This window comes from Amycolatopsis sp. CA-161197, from assembly GCF_050942255.1.
Taxonomy (GTDB): Bacteria; Actinomycetota; Actinomycetes; order Mycobacteriales; family Pseudonocardiaceae; genus Amycolatopsis.
The window spans coordinates 10394897-10414703 of sequence record NZ_CP192059.1 but is presented as its reverse complement, the minus strand read 5'-3'; the positions used below and the strand labels follow the sequence as shown (position 1 = coordinate 10414703).

16 protein-coding genes are annotated in these 19807 nt (G+C 69.8%); 7 read left to right on the top strand and 9 right to left on the bottom strand.

What is annotated here, in order from left to right:
* Positions 1-56 precede the first annotated feature (56 nt).
* The gene (locus ACQPXB_RS49350; RefSeq protein ID WP_432848996.1) at positions 57-986 is read right to left on the bottom strand and encodes a hypothetical protein; all 930 of its coding nucleotides are present in this window, start codon (positions 984-986) and stop codon (positions 57-59) included.
* 143 nt (positions 987-1129) lie between these two features.
* On the bottom strand, positions 1130-1978 hold the full coding sequence (locus ACQPXB_RS49345; RefSeq protein WP_432848995.1) for a hypothetical protein: 849 nt from the start codon (positions 1976-1978) through the stop codon (positions 1130-1132).
* Positions 1979-2089: 111 nt separating this feature from the next.
* Here ACQPXB_RS49345 and ACQPXB_RS49340 point away from each other — a divergent pair, with 111 nt between their 5' ends.
* Complete coding sequence (locus ACQPXB_RS49340; RefSeq protein WP_432848994.1) at positions 2090-2863, top strand: deoxyribonuclease IV; 774 nt, start codon at positions 2090-2092, stop codon at positions 2861-2863.
* A 97-nt stretch (positions 2864-2960) separates the two neighbouring features.
* On the opposite strand, the gene ACQPXB_RS49335 is transcribed toward ACQPXB_RS49340, so the two are convergent.
* Positions 2961-3821, bottom strand: coding sequence for an SDR family oxidoreductase (locus tag ACQPXB_RS49335; RefSeq protein WP_432848993.1), 861 nt, complete (start codon positions 3819-3821; stop codon positions 2961-2963).
* 88 nt (positions 3822-3909) lie between these two features.
* Between ACQPXB_RS49335 and ACQPXB_RS49330 the strand changes: the two genes are divergently transcribed.
* Positions 3910-4638, top strand: a complete 729-nt coding sequence (locus tag ACQPXB_RS49330) for a TetR/AcrR family transcriptional regulator (RefSeq protein WP_432848992.1) — start codon at positions 3910-3912, stop codon at positions 4636-4638.
* A gap of 187 nt (positions 4639-4825) precedes the next feature.
* Here the strand turns inward: ACQPXB_RS49330 and ACQPXB_RS49325 are convergent, their stop codons facing one another.
* Together ACQPXB_RS49325 and ACQPXB_RS49320 are read right to left on the bottom strand one after the other, a co-directional pair.
* A complete protein-coding gene (locus ACQPXB_RS49325; RefSeq protein WP_386943994.1) occupies positions 4826-6409 on the bottom strand; it encodes a glycosyltransferase family 87 protein in 1584 nt (527 codons plus the stop codon).
* A gap of 36 nt (positions 6410-6445) precedes the next feature.
* Positions 6446-7513, bottom strand: coding sequence for an ROK family transcriptional regulator (locus ACQPXB_RS49320; protein WP_432848991.1), 1068 nt, complete (start codon positions 7511-7513; stop codon positions 6446-6448).
* 57 nt (positions 7514-7570) lie between these two features.
* Between ACQPXB_RS49320 and ACQPXB_RS49315 the strand changes: the two genes are divergently transcribed.
* Entirely contained in the window at positions 7571-8653 is a 1083-nt protein-coding gene (locus tag ACQPXB_RS49315; RefSeq protein ID WP_432848990.1) for a Gfo/Idh/MocA family oxidoreductase, read from the top strand.
* A gap of 211 nt (positions 8654-8864) precedes the next feature.
* Here the strand turns inward: ACQPXB_RS49315 and ACQPXB_RS49310 are convergent, their stop codons facing one another.
* The 3 genes from ACQPXB_RS49310 to ACQPXB_RS49300 form a co-directional block, all read right to left on the bottom strand.
* Positions 8865-11225 (bottom strand): transglycosylase domain-containing protein, encoded by a 2361-nt coding sequence (locus ACQPXB_RS49310; RefSeq protein ID WP_432857181.1) that lies wholly within the window; start codon positions 11223-11225, stop codon positions 8865-8867.
* A 558-nt stretch (positions 11226-11783) separates the two neighbouring features.
* Positions 11784-14393: a transglycosylase domain-containing protein gene (locus ACQPXB_RS49305; RefSeq protein ID WP_386944827.1), complete on the bottom strand. Its 2610-nt coding sequence runs from the start codon at positions 14391-14393 to the stop codon at positions 11784-11786.
* A 517-nt stretch (positions 14394-14910) separates the two neighbouring features.
* Positions 14911-15312 (bottom strand): DUF5318 domain-containing protein, encoded by a 402-nt coding sequence (locus ACQPXB_RS49300; RefSeq protein WP_285971410.1) that lies wholly within the window; start codon positions 15310-15312, stop codon positions 14911-14913.
* Positions 15313-15569: 257 nt separating this feature from the next.
* Between ACQPXB_RS49300 and ACQPXB_RS49295 the strand changes: the two genes are divergently transcribed.
* Positions 15570-16115: a PadR family transcriptional regulator gene (locus ACQPXB_RS49295; protein ID WP_366587689.1), complete on the top strand. Its 546-nt coding sequence runs from the start codon at positions 15570-15572 to the stop codon at positions 16113-16115.
* Positions 16116-16198: 83 nt separating this feature from the next.
* A complete protein-coding gene (locus ACQPXB_RS49290) occupies positions 16199-17287 on the top strand; it encodes an inositol-3-phosphate synthase (protein ID WP_285971412.1) in 1089 nt (362 codons plus the stop codon).
* Between the two features lie 58 nt (positions 17288-17345).
* Here ACQPXB_RS49290 and ACQPXB_RS49285 read toward each other — a convergent pair whose 3' ends face one another.
* A complete protein-coding gene (locus ACQPXB_RS49285; protein WP_366587687.1) occupies positions 17346-17987 on the bottom strand; it encodes an HAD family hydrolase in 642 nt (213 codons plus the stop codon).
* Between the two features lie 65 nt (positions 17988-18052).
* On the opposite strand from ACQPXB_RS49285, the gene ACQPXB_RS49280 reads away from it, so the two are divergent.
* Together ACQPXB_RS49280 and ACQPXB_RS49275 are read left to right on the top strand one after the other, a co-directional pair.
* Positions 18053-18529 carry a MarR family winged helix-turn-helix transcriptional regulator gene (locus ACQPXB_RS49280; protein ID WP_432848989.1) on the top strand — a complete coding sequence of 159 codons (477 nt, stop codon included), beginning with the start codon at positions 18053-18055 and terminating at the stop codon, positions 18527-18529.
* A complete protein-coding gene (locus tag ACQPXB_RS49275; protein WP_432848988.1) occupies positions 18519-19739 on the top strand; it encodes an MFS transporter in 1221 nt (406 codons plus the stop codon). The genes ACQPXB_RS49280 and ACQPXB_RS49275 overlap by 11 nt, the downstream gene beginning before the upstream one ends.
* Positions 19740-19807: the final 68 nt, after the last annotated feature.

The following is a 19807-nucleotide window of genomic DNA, read 5'->3' as shown; positions in this document are numbered from 1 at the left end:
CGACCATCGCAACAGATAAAACGAAGGAGACCCCGAAAAGATACTGGTGAGTCGGCCTAACTCGCAGCGGCCATTCGGCGGAGCACCCAGGTGCGAACCAGTCCCGCGCTGACTCCGGAGAGTGCAAGAACTGCCACCAGTAAGGGCCAGTCCAACCCGTTCGTGTGGTTGTCCCCGGTGGGCGGTAACGCCTGCGCCTCGCCCGCGTTCTGCACGCTCGCGTTGCCGGCCGACGGCTGGCCCGGGTTCGAGAGGCCGTACTGCGGCGCGTACCCCGGGATCTGGCTGCCGTAGCGCAGCGCGGGCGAGGGCGAGAACAGCCCGGCCATCGCCATCGGGATGTCGCTGTAGTCGCGCATCGGCGCGTAGCCGGCGCTGAACGGCAGGTTCGAGAAGTTCGCGAAGCCCGGGAACAGCGACGCGAGACCGCCGCCACCGCCCGAGAGCGGCAGCAACGGGCTGTTCGGCGGCGGAATCGGCGTCTGGCCGGCGGGTGTGCCGCCCTGCGGCGCGCCGGGACCGGTCGCCGGCGGCTGCTGCGGGCTGCCGGGGTTCTGCTGCGCGGGCGCCCCGCCCGTCAGCGCGCGCTGCGTGGAGTCGACGCCCTGCTGCAGCGTGTTCGTGGTCCCCGAGACGGTCTTGTTCAGGGCTCCCGCGGCCGGTGCGCCGACCACGGGCACCGGCGCGACGACGGTGTCGACCACGTTCACGGTGACCTTGCAGACGGTGCCGAGCAGCGCGTTCACGGTCCCGGTCAGCACGCCGGACACCTGGCCGACCACCCCGAGGTCGAGCGGGATCCCCAGCAACGGCGTGGTCGCCTTGACCTTGTCACCCGGTTTCGCGGTGATCGTGGAGCCGCACGGCGTGGTCAGCGTCTCCGAGGCGGATGCCGTCGTCGGCGCCGCGAGCGCGGCCGAGCCGGCCAGCACGAAGGCGGCGGCTCCCACCGCGGTGGCCCTGCGTGTGCGGTGCTGCCTGGCCATCGAGCCCTCCGCCGCGTCCGGTCCGAACCTGTCTCCCCTGGACAACGACGGTAACGGGAACGGGTGACGCCCGCTCAGCCACCGATGTCAGGCATTCGGGTGGAAGCGGGCGTCACGGCCCGTGTCGATCAGAAGGCAGGAGGTCAGGCGGTCTTGCGGCGCAGCCACGCCCGCACGAGCGCCGCCGCGACGATGGCCAGCGCGAGCACCGCGATGAGCATCGGCAGCTTCGCCGGCGGCGTCACGGCCGGCAGCGCCTGCGCGGTGCCCGACTTCTTCGCGTCGACGGTCGGCACCTGGTCCGCGGGCAGCTGGCCTGGGATGACCTGCGTGATCACCGGCGGCGCCTGCACGAGCCCGGACGGCAGCATGGCGGCGTTGGTGAAGATGCCCGCGATGGAGTCGAGTCCGGACAGGTCGCCCGAGCCGGTGATCACCGGGTCGAGGCTGCTGCCGGGAGCGCCGGGCTGCCCGGGTCCACCAGGTCCGCCGGGGCCACCCGGCCCGCCGGGCGGGGTGCCGGGAGGAGTTCCGGGCGGGTTGCCGCCCGGCGGGTTGCCGGTGGGCGGCACGATCGGCGCGGTCACGCCACCGACCAGGCTCTGCGTGGCGTTGCCGACGCCGTTGGCCGTGTTCTGCGCGAGCGGGCACACGGCGTTCGTCGCGGCGTCACCGACCACCGGCACCTCGCCGACGCCGAGGCCGCGCACGACATCACCCACCGGGAGCGTGAAGAGCGGGTTGCTCCCGTCCGACTGCTTCGCCTTCGAATCGAGGCCGACGGTGAGCTGGTTGGGGGCGTTGAGCGGCGCGCCCGCGTCGAGCGACAGGCCGTTGCCGGACTTGCCGTTCTGCAGCGTGGCCGAGCAGTCGCCGTCGAGCGTGGGGCTCGGGTCCGCGGAAGCCGTGGCGGGGAGCGCGAGCGCGGCCGAGAGCACCGGCAGCGCGACGGCGACCCCCAACGTGGCGATCCGGGCGGCGTGCTTCCCCATGCAAAACCCCTCCGTCGGCCCGAACTGGATCACGGAACGCGCTCACGGTACTCCACGAGCGTCACCAACTGGGGCGTCAGGTGCGGATTCACCCGGGGGTAGCGTGCTTGCATGCAGATTGGCGCCCATGTCCGCGACGACGATCCACTGGCCGCCGTCGCCGAGCGAGAAGCCGACGTCGTCCAGTTCTTCCTGTCCGACCCGCAGGGGTGGAAGGCTCCGAAACCGCACCCGTTCGGGGCCGCGATCAAGGAGTCGCCGGTCGAGGTGTTCATCCACGCGCCGTACCTGATCAACGTCGCGTCGCTGAACAACCGCATCCGCATCCCCTCGCGCAAGAACGTCGCGCAGCACGCCACCGGCGCCGCCGCGATCGGCGCGAAGGGACTCATCGTGCACGGCGGCCACGTGGGCGCCGGCGACGACGTGGCCGAGGGCCTGGCCAACTGGCGCAAGCTCTTCGAGCGCGAAGCGGAAAAGGGCGGCTTCGCCGTGCCGATCCTCATCGAGAACACCGCGGGCGGTGAGAACGCGATGACCCGCGAGCTCGACGTGATCGCGCGCCTGTGGGACGAGGTCGGCGAGTTCGGCGCCGGGTTCTGCCTCGACACCTGCCACGCCTACGCCGCGGGCTGGGAGCTGGCCGACGCCGTCGAGAAGGTCAAGGCCATCACCGGCCGCATCGACCTGGTGCACCTCAACAACTCGCGCGACGAGTTCGGCTCCAACCGCGACCGCCACGCCAACGTCGTCGGCGGCGACGGGACGATCGACCCCGAGCTGCTGGCCGACGTCGTCCGCAAGGCCGGCGCCCCCGTCGTCGTGGAGACGCCGAGCGAGGGCCAGGCGGCCGACATCGCTTACCTGCGCAAGCAGACCGCCTAGGTGTAGTGACCCGCGGGGCGCGTGTTCCGCAGGGTGATCACCGCGCGTTGCCGGGTGCGTCCCTGCGGGCCCACGCCTTCTGCGCGCCCCGCAGGGTCTATTCGGCCCAGGCGCGCTCCAGCAGGGTGTCGAAGGTGGCGGGCTCTCGCCCGATGAGCTTGGCCAGCGTCGAGTCGACGGCGGTGAACTCGCCGTTCCGCGCTGCCGCGAAGATGCTCAGCATCAGGTCGGCGATCGGTGCCGGGGCGCCGTGCGCCAGTGCCTGCTCCCGGAACGCGTCGTCGAAGACGACGGTACGGGTGAAGCGCCGTCCGACGGCCTGGGACGCGATCTCGGCGATGGTGCTGAAGTCGAGCGCCGCCGAGCCGGTCAGTGGTGGGGTGGGCCCCTCGAAGCGGCCCTCCTCGGTGAGGATCGCCGCGGTGGCCTCGGCGAGGTCGTCGTGGCCGGTCCAGGCGACGGGGCCGTCGGCGGGCAGGGCGATGTCGCCGGTGTGGCGGGCGGACTCCAGGAACTGCAAGGCGCTGGCCGCGTAGAAGCCGTTGCGCAGCGCCGTCCAGGGCCGGCCCGTGGCGCGCAACAGGTCCTCGGTTTGGGCGTGGTCGCGGCATGCCTGGAAACGGGAGTCGTGCGCGGCACCCATCTGGCTGGTGTAGAGGATGCGGCCGACGCCGGCCTTCACGGCGGCGTCGACAGCGGTGCGATGGCCGGTGACGCACGCCTCGCCCGTGCGGTCGAGGGAGACGAGGAGCAGCTGCTCAGCCCCCTCGAAGGCATACGCGAGCGAGTCGGGGTCGTCGAAGCTGCCCTGCCGGACACGAACCCCGCGGTCGGCGAGGCCTTGGGCCTTGCGGGGATCGCGCACACTGACGCCGACGTGGTCGGCGGGGACGCGCTCCAGGAGGCGTTCGACGACGCGGCGGCCGAGGTTTCCCGTGGCTCCGGTCACGATGATCATGAGGTTCTCCCGACGCTGTTTCCAGTGGAATCGTTTTGATGGTAACACTGGAATATCACTGGAACCAGATCTTCGATATCATCGGTTCATGGCTACGCGCGAAACCACCGCCGGCCCTCGTCACCGCATTGTCGAGGCAACCGTCGAGCTCCTGGAGAGCGGCGGTCCAGACGCGGTGAGCACCCGCGCGGTCGCCGCCGCGGCCGGGATGCAGCCGCCGGCGATCTACCGCCTCTTCGGCGACAAGGAGGGGCTCCTCGAGGCCGTCGCCGAGCACGGCTACGCGCAGTTCCTGGAGAGCAAGCGTGCGCAGCTCGACCCTGACCCGCAGGACGCGGTGGAGGACCTGCGCCGCGGCTGGGACCTGGTGGTGGAGTTCGGGATCTCCCGCCCCGAGCTGTTCGCGGTGATGAGCAGGGCCACCGGCCGGGGGGTGGACATAGCACACCGCGCGGGCCTCGAAATCCTCCACGGCCGGGTGCGCCGCCTGGCGGCGGGCGGGTGGCTGCGGGTCGACGAGGAGCTGGCCGCCCAGATCATCCAGGCCACCGGCCGAGGCGCGGTCACCACCTGGCACTCCACCCCGGCCGAACGCCGCAATCCGGCGCTGCTGACCATCCTCCGCGAGGCCATGATCGCCGCCATCACCCGCGCCGAACCGACGGTCCCCGCCGCGGAGACCGGCCCCGCCGCGGCAGCCCGCGCGCTGCGCGCCGCTCTCCCCGACGACGCCGATGTCTTGAGCGACGCCGAGCAGCACCTGCTGCGCGAGTGGCTCACCCGCCTGGCATCGGACGGTGGCGCTCCGCACGCCTGATCGCGCGTCAGGATCCCTCGTGTCGGTCAGACCTCCCGAGGAGAGATCGTTCGACGAAGCAGCGTCCATCGAGAAGGACCAAGGGCGGCCGCACGGCTCCGGCCGGCATTCCCCCTGTCCACAACGCGCCGCCGACTTTGACCACGGCGCCACCGCCCACGGTTGACAACACCCGTGGTCAATGCACCTAGGACTGGGGAACGGGAGGCACGGGGGGCGCTGTCGACGCAGGCCGGCGATGCTTCCCGAAGCCGGGGAACGTCACGCGGTCACGCGCCCGTTCCAGCACGCCGCCGGCCGGGTCGTCGTCGCCGGCGAGCCGGATGAGGTCCGTGCGCGGCCGGTAGATCTCGCGGATCACCAGCACGCAGAGGCCCACCACGGCGAGATCGCGCACCACGACCGTGCCGAGGAACCAGCCCTCGGGCAGTCCCTTGTGGTCGATGCCGAGGTAGTAGAACATCCGCGGTGCCCACACCAGCGCGTCGATCACCATCCAGCTCAGCAGCAGCCGCCAGCGCGGGATCGCGAGCACCGCCAGGGGCACGAGCCACAGCGAGTACTGCGGGCTCCACACCTTGTTGGTCAGCAGGAACGCCGCCACCACGAGGAACGCGAGCTGCCCGAAGCGCGGCCGCCGCGGCGCGGTGAGGGCGACGTAGGCGATGCCGGCGCAGCAGAGCAGGAACAGCACGGCGATCACGGTGTTGAGGATCGCCGGCGTCTGTCCTTTTTGGAGCACGCCGTCGAAGCCGGTCCAGCCCGTGGTGTACGAGATGACGTTGTAGAGCGAGTCCGGGTCCATCGGGCGCAACGTGTTGAGCCGGAAGAACTCCCACCACCCGCGCGTGGCCACGAGGATGAACGGCACGTTCACGATCAGCCAGGTCAGCACGGTGACCCCCGCCGTTCTGCCCCAAGCGCGCAGCTTCCCGGCGCGCAGGCACAGCACGAACAGCACCCCGAGCAACAGCAACGGGTACAGCTTCGCCGCGGCACCGAGCCCCAGCAGCACGCCGGCGATCTCCGGCCGTTTTCGCGACCACGCGAGGATCCCTGCCGCCGTGCAAGCCGTGGCGATGGCGTCGAAGTTCGTGAACGCCTGCACCAGCACCAGCGGCGAGATCGCCACCAGCACCGCGTCCCACGGCCGGCGTTTCATCGTGCGCCCGGTCGCCCACACCGTGATCAGCCACGCGAGGGAGAGCCAGAACGCGGAGATGTTGAAGTAGATCGCCACCGGCAGCGCGCTCGGCAGCCAGCCGGAGTTCGCGACCGAGAGCCAGCCCGCCGCGAGCTTCGCGTTGACCCACTGGAACAGGCCCGTGAGCACGGGGTATTCCATGTAGCGGGTCTGGTTCTCCGCCGTTTGCGTGTCCTCCTGCCAGGACGAGACGTACGGGAAGGTCTTCGGATCGTTGAGCCGCTCGGAGCTGTAGAGCGGCACGATGTCCGAGTAGCACATCGCGACGAACGGGCGGCCCGCGCGCCAGTCGAGCTGGCTGGCGCCGGTGGAGTCCTGGTACTGCTGGATGCAGGACGCCTTGCCGAACCAGCACAGCACCAGCGCGAGGATCGCCAGCCCCAGCCCCACGCGCTGCGGCGACCAGAACCAGTGCCGGCCCACGGCGGCGTGTTCGCCCAGCGGCCCGCCGATCGGTCTGGTCGACGCGGCGACGAGCGGGTCGTTCCAGCTCGGCACGATCCGCTCCGCTGGCGTCAGCGTGCGGGGAGCCGCGTCCGGCTCTTCGGCGGTGGCTTGGTCGGGCACGTCGCGGATGCTATCTGCCCCCAGGTCAGGCGCCTGTCATTTAGGGTCTTCGTACAACCGGGCAAGTACCTCGAACGCCCCACCGAGGGCCACGGCTTCCTCGCCGAGGCCGCTCAGCTCCACGTCGATGCGCTGCCAGTGCGGCACGGGCAGCAGCTCGCGCAGCTGCGCCGAGACCGTGTCGCGGTAGACCTCGGGCGCCGCGCGGATCGTGCGGCCGAACAACACGATCCGCTCCAGGTCCAGGACCTGCACGAGGTCGGCGAGCCCGATCCCCAGCAGCTTCGCGGCCTCGACGGGAGTGGCCGCCGAGCGGTGCATGATCTCGACGCAGCCGCGCCGTCCGCAGGCGCAGCGCGGGCCGTCGTAGGCGATCGTGGTGTGGCCGAACTCACCGGCGTTGGTGCGCGGGCCACGGTAGACGTTCCCGTCGACCAGCAGCCCGACGCCGACGCCGGTGCCGACGAGCACCACGGCGGTGGCGGTCTCCGGCGTGTCGGGCCACGTGTGGGCGACCGCGGCGGAGTTGGTGTTCTTGTCGAGCGTCACGGACAGTCCCGTGCGCTCGGCGAGCAGGTCGCGAAGGGGCACGTCGTGCCAGCCCGGCATGTTCGTGGCGTCGCGGACGCGGCCTTCGCGGCGGTCGAGCGGTCCCACCGCGCCGACGCCGAGGCCCAGCACCTGCGCCGGATCGACGTCGGCGAGCAGCTTGCGCGTCGCGTCCACCACGGCGGTCACGGCCTGCTCGGGCGTGAACCCGACCGGCAGCGGACCTTCGACGGTGTCCTCGACCTCGCCCGAAAGGCCCGTGCGCAGCACGAGAAACCCGTCGCGGTCCAGCTGCGCGCCGAGGGCGCACTTCGCCGACGGCCGGATCCGCAGCTGCGTGCGCGGCTTGCCGACACCGGCCGCGGCCTGCCGCTCGACGTCGAGCAGCTGCGTCTCGAGCAGCTCGGCGACGATCTTCGAAACGGCCTGCTGCGTCAGCCCCGTGCGTTCGGCCAGCTCCACGCGGCTGAGCCCGCCCGCGCGCAGGATGTGACCGAGGAGCAGCGCTCTGTTGTAGCGGCGCAGCCCGCGCAGGTTGACCCCGGTTTCCGCCATCCGGAGATCCTCCCGAAGAACTGGCTAGTTACGCAACAGTGTTGTTTAATGGGTGGCATGGCTGATGACTTGCGAGTCGGCATCCTCGGTTACGGCATCGGCGGCCGCGTCTTCCACGCGCCGCTGGTGGCTTCGACGCCGGGCCTGGTGCCGTCGGCGATCGTGACGGCGAACCCGGAACGCGCCGGTCAGGCCCGTGCGGAGTACCCCGGCGCCGAGATCGTGCCCGACGCCGACGCGTTGTTCGCCCAGGCGGGTGACCTCGACCTCGTCGTGGTGAGCACTCCGAACCGTACCCACGTGCCGCTCGCGCTGCGCGCCATCGAGCTCGGCCTGCCCGTGGTCGTGGACAAGCCGTTCGCGCCGACCGCGGCCGAGGCCGAGCAGGTCGTGGCGGCGGCGAAGGCCAAGGGCGTCGGCCTCACCGTCTTCCAGAACCGCCGCTGGGACTCCGACTTCCTCACCGTGCGCAAGGTGATCGAGTCCGGCCGCCTCGGCGACGTGTTCCGCTTCGAGTCCCGCTACGACCGCTGGGTGCCGAAGATCAAGGACAACTGGCGCGAGTTCGGCGACCCCGCCGAGGCCGGCGGCCTGCTCTACGACCTCGGCGCGCACATCGTCGACCAGGCGCTGCAGCTGTTCGGCCCGGTCACACAGGTCTACGCGGAGGTCGACCGCCGCCGCGCCGGCGTGCAGGTGGACGACGACGTGTTCGTCGCGCTGCACCACGCCAACGGCGTCCGCTCGCACCTGTGGGCCTCCGCCCTGGCGGCCACGCGCAACCCGCGCTTCCGCGTGCTCGGCGACCGCGCCGCCTTCACCAAGTACGGCCTCGACGTGCAGGAACCCCAGATCAAGGACGGCCTGCGCCCCGGCGACGAGGGCTGGGGCGTCGAGCCCGAGGCCGACGCCGGCACCCTCGGCGTCGACGACGGCACGGACCACACCGAAACCGTGCCCACCGAGGTCGGCCGCTACGAGGACTTCTACGCCCAGGTGCGCGACGCGTTGCGCGGCGAAGCGGCGTTCCCCGTGGACCCGGCCGGTTCCGTGGCCGCGCTGCGGGTGATCGAGGCCGCTCACCGCTCCGGCACCGAGGGCCGCGTCATCATGCTCGATTACCAATCCGGCCAACAGTAGGCCGACCCCCACGCGGCAGGTAACCGTTGCTGCGGAGCCATTCGGCCGTGACTGTGGTCGGATTGGTAATTATCGGCACAGTACTCGTCGCGACCTCGGCAACCCCCAGTGCCGAGCTCGCGGCCTCCCGCTTTCCTTTGCGGGAGCGAAAAAAGGCTCCCCCCGTCCGGAAACCCGGATGGGGGGAGCCTTTCTCTTTGCGACTCCCTCGTTATTGGCTGGGATCGCCGGTGCCTCCGGGGTCGCCGGTATCGGTGGGACCACCCGTGGGCGTGTTCTTCGGCGGTTTCGGCGTATGGGTCGGGAACGACGGGAAGTTGCCGCCCGGGCCGACCGGGCCGCCGGGACCGTTCGGGTCGCCGGGGTTCACCGGGTTGCCGCCGTTGCCGTTACCCGGGTTGTTCGGGTCGTTGGGGTTGTCGGTCGGCGTGATGTCGCCCTGCGGGATGTTCGTGTCGCTCGGCTGGTCGGACGGAGGCGCGGCGTCGCCGATCAGGTCCACCTGCGAGAAGCGCTCGGCCGGCTTGCCCGCGAGGTAGTTCGTCATGAACTTCTGCCACAGCGGACCGGCGATGGTGGACCCGAAGATCGGCGTGTTGCCCTTGCCGTGCAGGGCCAGGTCGCCGTCGCCGCCGACCCAGACCGCCACGGAGACCGACGGCGTGTAGCCGACCATCCACGTCTGCGCGTTGGCGTTCGCAGCCGAAGCCGGCTCACCCGCGCGCTTCGTGTGCTGCTGCGTCCCCGTCTTGCCGGCGCATTCGTGGCCTGAGGGGCACTTCAGCTTCGAAAAGCCGATCACGGGCTGCAGAGCCTTGGTCACGTTGCCCGCGATCTGCTTGCTCAGCTCGGAGTCGCCGTCGGCGAACGCCGATTTCGCGGGCTGGGCCTGGGCTTCGTAGGCCACCTCGTTCTGCGAGTTCGTCACCTTCAGCACGAAGTGGCGGTCGCGCTGCTGGCCGTCGCCCGCGAAGGTGGCATACGCCGAGGCCTGGTCGGCCGGCGTGATCTTGGTGTCGCCACCGCCGAGGGAGATGTTGTTGTTCGAGATGTCGATCTGCGAGTTGCCGCCGCCGTTGTCCTTGGTCTTCACGCCGGCTTCCTCGGCGGCCTGCTCGACCGGGCCCTGCTTGGTGACGTTGAGGACCATGTCGTAGAACACCGTGTTCGCCGAGATCTTCATGGCCTCGGCCACGGTGCACTGTTCCGAGCAGCTGTCGCTGTCACCGGCGTTGCGGACGATGCGCCCGTCGAACTCCCGGTTGTTGCGACCGTCGAAGGTCGAGTTGATCCCCTTGCCCATCTTGAGGAACGCCGTGAGGTCGTACGGCTTCATCGACGAACCGGGGTTCTGCGGCGTATCGGCCCAGTCGCGCGCCTTCTGCTTCTGGCCGTTCACGTCGACGGTCGTCGGCCCGCCGTAGTACGCGAGCACGCCGCCGGTTTTCGGGTCGACGGCCACGAGCGCGTCGAGCAGCCGCTTGTCCGACTGGTTCGCCAGCGCGTCGGCACCCGCTTGCATTGCGAGGTCCTGAGCCTTCCTGTCGATCGTCGTCTGGATCGTGTAGCCGCCGGAGTAGTACTGGTCGTCCGAGATGCCGTGGGCCGCGAGCTCGGTCTTCACCTGGTCGGAGATGAAGCGGTACGGCGCGGTCGAGTCGTCCTGGTCCTCCGACAGCGGGATCGGCGTGGGGAACACCGCCGCCTTGCGGTCGGCCGCAGTGATGTAGTGGTTCTCCACCATGCGGTCGAGCGCGGTGTTCCAGCGGTCGTGCGCCACCTTCGAGTTCTCCGACCGGCCCGGCTGCTGGATGAGCCCGGCGAGCAGCGCGGCTTCGGAGAAGCTGAGGTCCTTGACGTCCTTGTGGAAGAAGGCCTGTGACGCCGCGCCGACGCCGTACGCACCACGCCCGAAGTAGATGATGTTCAGGTACGCGGTGATGATGTCCTGCTTCGAGTACGTCTGGTTCATCTTGAACGACTTCGCCAGCTCGGTCCACTTGCGGGTGAGCGTGGGCGCGTCGTTGTCGGTGGCCTTTTTGATGTACTGCTGGGAAATCGTCGAGCCACCGCCGGTGCCGCCGGTGACCTGGTTGTACACGGCGCGCAGGATGCCGGTGACGTCGAAGCCCGAGTTGGTCTCGAACGACGAGTCCTCGGTCGCGATCGCGGCGTGCTTCATGATGTCGGGGATCTGGTCGGCCGTGAGGATTTGCCGGTTGCCGCCCGCGGGCACGTCTTTGCCCATCGGGCTGCCGTCGGCGTACAGGTACGTCACGGCCTGGTTCTGGTTCTGCGCCACGCTCTGCGGCGAAGGCACGTCGACGCTGAAGTACGTGATGACGAACGCGATCGCCGGGATCACGATGAAGATGCCGACGAACGCGTAGATGCTGCGCCGGATGATCTTCCAGCGCCGCTTTTTCTTCTGCGCGGCCGTGAGGACGGGCCGGCCCTTCTTGTCGAGCTCCGGCTCGTCCGGGTAGACGTCGTCGGGGTCGAGCGGTCCCCCGGAGTCGTACCGGGCGTCGTAACCGTCGTCGGCAGTGCCGTTGTGCACGTGGTGCGTCATCAGCTCCGGCTCACGACGCGGCGGCGGGGTCGGGCGGCGCGCGCCCGGCGGTGGCTGGCGGAAGCTGGGCGGCGGGGTGCCGGGGCGGTTCTGCGGCGCGCGCGGCGGCTGCCCCGGCTGACCGGGCTGCGCGGGGTTGCCGGGTGGGGGCGTGCGAGGGGCGCCGCCCGCAGGCGGCTGGTTGCGGGCCCATGGCGGCGGCCCCTGCCGTCCGGCGGGGGGTGGTTGACGCCGCGGATCGGGATCCCGGTCGGGCCAGGAGCGGTTGCGGTCGTCGTTCACGTGCGGATCCTCTTCTCGGACGCGGGCGTGCTGCGGGCGCAGATCCCCTCTCCACAAGGGGACGCATCGCGGGTGGGGTCGGTTCACTCGACCGGCGGGACGTATCTCTGGGTAACGGCCCCGGCGCGGCGTGAACCGGACAAAACTACGCCCAGCGTGGCGGCTGGGCGATGTCGCCTGGGTCACTCCGGCAGGGGCACTCCGGGCGTGGGTCGCGGCGGCCCGGACACGACGAGGGGCTCCCCTCCTGACCGGAGAGGAGCCCCTCGCCACGTGTTATCCGCCTGGCTGTCTCGGCGGCGGAGTCACCTCCACCCCGCCGCCGTCGCCGCCACCGCCGTTTCGGCCGGGACCGCCACCGTTGCCGGGGCCACCGCCGAAGATGCCGCCGGGACGGCTGGTCGTGGTGGTGCTCGACGTCGTCGTCTCGCTCGACGTGGTGCTCGACGTCGTGGTCGGGGTCGACTGTGTGGTGGTGGGGCTGGACGTGGTGGTCACCGAGCTCGACGTGCGGGTCGTGGGCGTGACCGTGTCGGCGTCCTTGCCGATCGGGTCGACCTTCGGGAACTTCTCGGTGGGCTTGCCCTTGAGGTAGGTGTCCATGAAGTCCTGCCACGCCGGGCCGGCGATGGTGGCACCGAAGATCGGCTTGTTGTTCTTGTCGTGCAACGGCTTGTTGCCGTCACCGCCGATCCACACCGCCGCGGAGATCGACGGGGTGTAGCCCACCATCCACGTCTGGGCGTTGCGGTCCGCGTAGCCCTTCGGCAGGTTCTTCTGGTTGCCCGGGTCGAACTGCTGCGTACCGGTCTTGCCGGCGCACTCGTGGCCGGTCGGGCACTTGAGGTGCGATTCCTTGATGACCGGCTGGAGCGCGTCGGTGACGTTGCCCGCGATCTGCTGGCTCTTCTGCTCGTCGGGGTCGAACGCCGGCTTGCCCTGCAGCGTCGTCTCGTCGAACTCCACCTCGTCCTGGGAGTTGGTGAGCTTCGAGACGAAGTGCTGCTGGCGGTAGATGCCGCCCGAAGCGAAGGTCGCGTAACCCGCGGCCTGGTCTTCCGGCGTCAACGACGTCTCACCACCGCCGAGCGCGATGTTGGCGTCGTTGGTGCCGAGCTTGGCCTTGCCCTTCGGCGCCGGCTGGACCCCGGCTTCCTTCGCGGCTTCGGCGACGGGCGCGGGTTTGGTCACGTTCAGCACCATGTCGTAGAACACGGTGTTGGCCGAGACCTCCATGGCCTTCTTGACCGTGCACTGCGGGCCACAACTGGCACTCTCACCCGCGTTGCGCACGATACGGCCGCCGAGCTCGCGGTTGTTGGTGCCGTCGAAGGTCTCGCCGAGGCCCTTGCCCATCTTGAGGAACGCGGTGAGGTCGTACGGCTTCATCGACGAGCCCGGGTTCTGCGGGGTGTTGGCCCAGTCGTTGGCGAGCTTGTCCTTGCCGCTGTCGTCCTTCACCGTGTTCGGGCCGCCGTAGTACGCGACGACCCCACCCGTTCTCGGGTCGACGGCGACCAGAGCTCCCAGGATGTCGGGGTCGGTTTGCCCCTTCATGTTGTCCTGCACGGCTTGCACCGCCGCCTGTTGCGCCGCGGGGTCGATCGTCGTGTAGATCTTCGCGCCGGTGCTGTAGAGCTTGTCCTGGTCGTAGCCCTTGGCTTCGAGCTCGTCGAGGATCCGTTGCTGGATGAAGTAGTCGAGCGTGCCCGCATTCTCCTTCGCCTGCGAGCCCTTGGGCACGAGCTTGGGGAACGTCGCGGCGTCGCGGTCGGCCTTCGACAGCCAGCCGTTGGCCACCATCTGGTCCATCACGTAGCTCCAGCGCCTCTGCGTGTACGCCGGGTCTTCCGAGCGGCTCGGCAGCTGGATCAGACCGGCGAGCAGCGCCGACTCCGACGGGGAAAGCTGGCTCACGTCCTTGCCGTAGTAGGCCTTCGCGGCCGCCGCGATGCCGTTGGCGCCGCGGCCGAAGTACACGATGTTCAGGTAACCCGTGATGATGTCCGATTTGGACTCTTCGTTGTTGAGCTTGAACGACTTCGCGAGCTCGGTCCATTTACGGGTCAGTGTGGGCGCTTCGTTCTCGGTGGCCTTCTTGATGTACTGCTGCGAGATGGTCGAACCACCACCGGTACCACCGGTGACCTGGTTGTACACCGCGCCGAGGATGCCCTTGATGTCGAAGCCCGAGTTGGTCTCGAACGTCTTGTCCTCGGCCGAGTACACGGCGTGCTTCACGACGTCGGGGATTTGGTTCGGCTGCAGCAGCTCGCGGTCGCCACCCGGCGGGACGCTGCGGCCCATCACCTGGTTGTTGGCGTAGTAGAACGTGATGGGCTGGCTCTGCAACGCCTTCACGTCCTGCGGGGAAGGAACCTTCACCAGGAAGTACGTGATCACGAAAGCGACGGCCGGCACCACGATGAACAGACCCACGCACGCGTACGCGATGCGCCGGATGATCTTCCAGCGGCGCTTCTTGCGTTGCTTCGGCGTGAGCGGCGGCTTGATCGGCTTGCCGTTCTCGTCGAGCTCGGGGCCCTCGTCCTCGAAGTCGTCCTCGTCCGAGTACTGGGGGTGTTCGGAGCTGTCGTACCGATCGTCGTAACGGTCGTCGTACGGGTCGTAGCCGAACTCCGTGCCGTTGTGGACGGCGTGGGTGATCAGGTCCGGTTCGCGGTCGGGGTACGCGGGGGCCGGCGGCTCCGGCCGGCCCTGCGGCGGACGGCGGACAGGACCGGACGCGGTGCGGCCTGGACCACCGGGCCCGGGCGGGCCCGGCTGGCGGAATCCCTGCGGCGGGCTCGCGGTGGGACCGTTCGGGCCGGGCGGACGGCCACCGGGCGGTGGCGGGGGCGGCGGAGCCTGCCGGCGTGGCGGCATGCCGCCCTGGCCGTTGGCGTTCGGCACGCGCTGGGACTGCTGGGGGCGCTGCGGCGGCCGCTGCGGACGGCGAGGGGGCTCGTCAGCGGGCCACTGAGGGTCTGAACCGCGCGGGTCCGCACCACGCGGGTTCGAACCACGGCGGTCTGCACCACCACGCGGGTCTGGACCACGGCGGTCCGCACCACGCGGCTCGTCACCGCTGGGCCACGCGGGCGCGGCACCACGAGGCTGCCGCGGCGCGGCCCCGTTGGGACTGCGCCGCGGTGGGGCCTGCCGCTGCGGGCGGCGAGGGGCGTCCTCGCCCGGCCAGGCGGGACCCGGTTCTTCCTCCGGCCATTGGGCACGGCGAGGTGCATCTGGCTCCTGGCCGGGCCAGGAGCGGTTGCGATCGTCGTTCACGAATGGGCCTCCGAAGGCGGCACTGCCGGCACTGCCGGTACCGGCAATGCCGGCACCGGCGTTCGGGAAAAGCCGGAGCGTGCAGCCCTGTGCTCTGCAGCGGTTTTGGTACTCGTCACTGGCCCGCTGTCCTCCGCGGCCGGGTGGGCTGGGGCTCGCCCGTGCCGAGGACGTAGGACAGGACCAGGTGATTCCAGTGGCACGTCCGGCACACCTCTACGTCGTAGACGGTGAACTCGCCGAACAGCCCCGCCATGCGGGCCAGTTCGTCGGGTGTCCGCGCCGATCCCGAGACGTGCTTCAGCTCGTCGCCGTAGACCCACGACACGAGGGTCAACGGCGTCCGGCGGCACATCGGGCAGGCGCGGTCGTCCGGCCTGCCGTGGAACTTCGCCGCTCGGAGCAGGTACGGGCTCGCGTCGCAGACCTCATGGTCGCCGACGCGTCCGGAGCGGACGCCGGCCAGCAGCGCACGGCGCTGCAAGGCGTAGTCCACGACCTGCCGCTGGGTAAGCACGAGGAACAGAGTACGGGCTCTTCCTGTGTGCGCAGTGCCCCCTGCGGGAGGCCACCCAGGGCGACCAGTCGGACACGCCGGAAATTCGATAACTCTCTGGTGACGTTCGCCCTGGTCTGACCACTTCCGGGGGTTACTTCCGCCACTTCGATGTATCGGCGCGATATAGTTGCCGAGTAGGTTCGTGGAGGCGGTCGGCCCGGTGACCACTGGGCCAACGGCGGCCGCTGCGGTTTGTTCCCGTGAGGGGGTGCGGTGTGCTCGAACTCGCGATCCTCGGGTTGCTGCACGAGGCACCCATGCACGGGTACGTGCTGCGCAAGCGTTTGCACGAGACGCTCGGGATGTTCCGGGCGTTCTCGTACGGCTCGCTGTACCCGACCCTGCGTCGGTTGCTGCGGGCGGGATTCCTCGTCGAGGAGCTCGACGAGGCGGACGACCGGGCCTGGTCCCGGCGCGGCCGCCGCGTCTACAAGCTCACCGCCGAGGGCAAGGAGCGGTTCGCCGAACTGCTCGGTGACGCGGGTCCGCAGACCTGGGACGACGAGGGATTCGGAGTCCACCTGGCGTTCTTCTCGCGGACACCGGCCGACGTCAGGATGCGAATCCTGGAGGGCCGGCGGCGTCGCGTGGAAGAGCGTCGCGAGGGTTTGCGCGAGGCGCTGGCCAGGGCCGAGGAGAGGATCGACCGCTACACCCGCGAGCTGCACCGGCTGGGACTCGAGTCGAGTGAGCGGGAGGTGCGCTGGCTCAACGAGCTGATCGCGCACGAACAAGCCGAGCAGCGTGACCCGCAGGAGTGAGGGCGCGCCGCTCGGGCCGCGGCGTCCTGAAAACGTCACGGCCAGACCTGCAGATGAAGTAACGGATTGAAGGAGAAACCGGCATGGGCGAGAACCGCCGCGTTCGGGTGGCCATCGTGGGCGTCGGCAACTGCGCCTCCTCGCTGGTCCAGGGTGTGCAGTACTACCGCGACGCGGATCCCGGCACGCGCGTGCCCGGTTTGATGCACGTCCAGTTCGGCGAGTACCACGTCAGCGACATCGACTTCGTCGCCGCGTTCGACGTCGACGCCAAGAAGGTCGGCCACGACCTGTCCGAGGCGATCTTCTCGAGCGAGAACAACACGATCAAGATCGCCGACGTGCCGCCGCTCGGCGTGCCGGTGCAGCGCGGGCACACCTACGACGGGCTCGGGCGGTTCTACCGCGAGACCATCTCGGAGTCGGACGAGGCGCCCGTCGACATCGTCGGCGCGCTGCGCGACGCGAAGGTCGACGTGCTCGTCTCCTACCTCCCCGTGGGTTCGGAAGAGGCGGACAAGTTCTACGCGCAGGCCGCGATCGACGCGAACGTGGCGTTCGTGAACGCGCTGCCGGTGTTCATCGCGTCGGACCCGGTGTGGGCCAAGAAGTTCGAAGATGCCGGTGTGCCGATCGTCGGTGACGACATCAAGTCGCAGGTCGGCGCCACGATCACGCACCGCGTGCTGGCGAAGCTCTTCGAAGACCGTGGCGTGCAGCTCGACCGCACGATGCAGCTCAACGTGGGCGGGAACATGGACTTCCTGAACATGAAGGAGCTCGAGCGCCTCGAGTCGAAGAAGATCTCGAAGACCCAGTCGGTGACCTCGCAGGTCGACCGCGAGCTCGGCAAGGGCAACGTCCACATCGGACCGTCGGACTACGTGCAGTGGCTCGACGACCGCAAGTGGGCCTACGTGCGCCTCGAGGGCCGCGCGTTCGGCGACGTGCCGCTGAACCTGGAGTACAAGCTCGAGGTGTGGGACTCCCCCAACTCGGCGGGCATCATCATCGACGCCGTGCGTGCGGCGAAGATTGCGAAGGACCGCGGCATCGGTGGCCCGATCCTGTCCGCGTCGTCCTACTTCATGAAGTCGCCGCCGGAGCAGTACGACGACTCCACCGCGCGCGACGCGGTCGACAAGTTCATCCGCGGTGAGCTGGAGCGCTGACGCGTTTCCTCGCCGGTAGAAGGGCTCCCCGGTTCGCCCGGGGAGCCCTTTTCGGCGTCTACAGGCCCAGCGCGGCCGGGAGCTCGTTGATGTCGCGCAGCACGGCGGTCGCCTGCTCCAGCACGGCCGGGTCCGGCGGGAAGTGCGGGTTCGGCACCGCGTACACGGCCATTTCCGCAGCCAGCGCCGCCTTCAGCCCGTTGGTGGAGTCCTCCACGGCGGCGCACGACGCGGCCGGCACGTTCAGCAGCTTCGCCGCGCGCAGGTAGACGTCGGGCGCGGGTTTGCCGGCGCCGACCTCCTCGCTCGACACCGCCACGGGCACCAGCGACGTGAGGTCGCAGGCCTGCAGGAACGCCTGGATCAGCACCGGCGGTGACGAGCTCGCGATCGCCACCGGGTAGCGGCGGGCGACCGCGCGGACCACGTCGGGCGCGCCGTCGATCACGGGCGGGCCCGATGCGTAGCGCTGCGCCATCCGGTCGATCACGGTCTGCGCGATCTCGTCGGGCGTCAGCCGTGCGCCGAGCGTATTGACCAGGTAGGCCGCCCACTCGGGCGTGCTCATCCCTTGCTGTTCCCTGGTCGATTCGGGTAACCAGGTACCGCCGTGCTCCGCGACCACGGCGCGGCGCACCTCATCCCACGTCTTTTCCGAGTCCACCAGCACGCCGTCGAGGTCGAAGATCACCGCGTCCATGCCTGCAGCCTAGTCTGTGAGGCGAATTACTTCGCCACCCTAACTAAATTTGTTAGCCTAGCTAAGTGACTTCCGGAATCGTGGATCTCGCGCACCGCCTGTGGCCGGTCGTGTTCCGGCTCTACTACCTGGTGCGCCGCGAGACTTCGCAGGCGTTGACGCCCACTCAGGGCTCGGTGCTGTCCGAGCTGGTGCGCGTCGGGCCCAGCCGCATGAGCCGGCTGGCCCAGCTCGAAGGCGTGCGCATGCCGTCGATGACCGACGTCGTCGGGCGGTTGGAGCGGCTCGGGCTCGTGGTCCGGCGCCCCGACCCCGACGACGGGCGGGCCGTGCTGGTCGAAGCCACCGAGGCGGGCGAGGGCTTCTACGCCGAGCTCGTCGCGGCGCGCGAAGCGCAGATGCGCGATCGGCTGCTGGAGCTGACCGACTCCGAGCGGGCCGCGATCGACGCCGCCCTGCCCGCGCTCGGCAAGCTGATCCGCGATTTCCACGTCGTACCCGGGAAGAAAAGTGAGGAGGAACTGATCAGCGATGAGCGCTGAGCACCACTCGAGCCTGCTGGACGCGGTCAAGGGCCAGCCCAAGCAGGTGTGGATCACGGCGTTCGCCGCGGTCATCGCGTTCATGGGCATCGGCCTGGTCGACCCGATCCTGCTGTCGATCGCCAAGGGCCTGAACGCGTCGCCGTCGCAGGTCACGCTGCTGTTCACGTCGTACCTCGGCGTGCAGGTGATCGCGATGCTGTTCACCGGTTCGATGTCCGCGCGCTTCGGCGCGAAGCGCACCGTGCTGGTCGGGCTGACGCTGATCGTCGCCGCGACCGCGTTGTGCGCCGCGGCCGGTTCGATCGAGCAGCTCGTGGGCCTGCGTGCGGTGTGGGGCCTCGGCAACGCGTTCTTCATCGCCACCGCGCTGTCGGTGATCGTCGGCGCCGCCACGGGCGGGCAGTCCGGCGCGATCCTGCTGTACGAGGCGGCGCTGGGCGTCGGGCTGTCCGTCGGCCCGCTGCTGGGCGCGCTGCTCGGCACGATCTCGTGGCGCGGCCCGTTCCTGGGCACGGCGGTGCTGATGGCCGGCGCGCTCGTGCTGTGCTCGGTGTTCCTGAAGAGCGATTCGCATGAGTTGCGTGAGCCGATCAGGCTGCTCGACCCGATCCGCGCGTTGAAGCACCCCGGTCTGCTGCGCACTTCGGTCGCGTCGGCGCTGTACACGGCGGCGTTCTTCGCGGTGCTGGCGTGGTCGCCGTTCGTGCTGGGCTGGAGCGCGATCGCCGTCGGGCTGATCTTCTGCGGCTGGGGCCTGTGCGTGGCGGTGGCCGGCGTCGCGCTGGCGCCGAAGCTCGCCGCGCGGTTCGGCGAACGGCACGCGGCCGCGCTCGCCGTTCTCGGCTACACCGTGCTGATGCTGGTGCTGGCCGTGCCGAACAAGACGGTCGTGGTGATCGGCATCGTGCTCTCCGGCCTGGTTTCGGGGCTTCTGAACACGTTGTTCACGGGCACCGCGATGTCGATCAGCACCGCGCCGCGCCCGGTCGCCAGCGCGGGCTACAACTTCTGCCGGTGGCTCGGCGGCGCCGTCGCGGCCACGCTCGTGGGGCACGTCGCCGACTGGCTCGGCTGGGAGCAGGGCCCGTTCGTGATCGCGGCCGTGCTGTGCCTCATCGCCGCCGTGCTGCTGTCGTTGCGGGAGAAGAAGGCCGACCCGCACGACGTGCCGAAGGAAGCCGCTCTGGTGGGCGAAGAGGAACTCTGAACCCGGGCCGAATACATCTGTTGTTCACTTGAAGGTCCGATTTTGCCGCATATGGTCGCTTTGTTCCC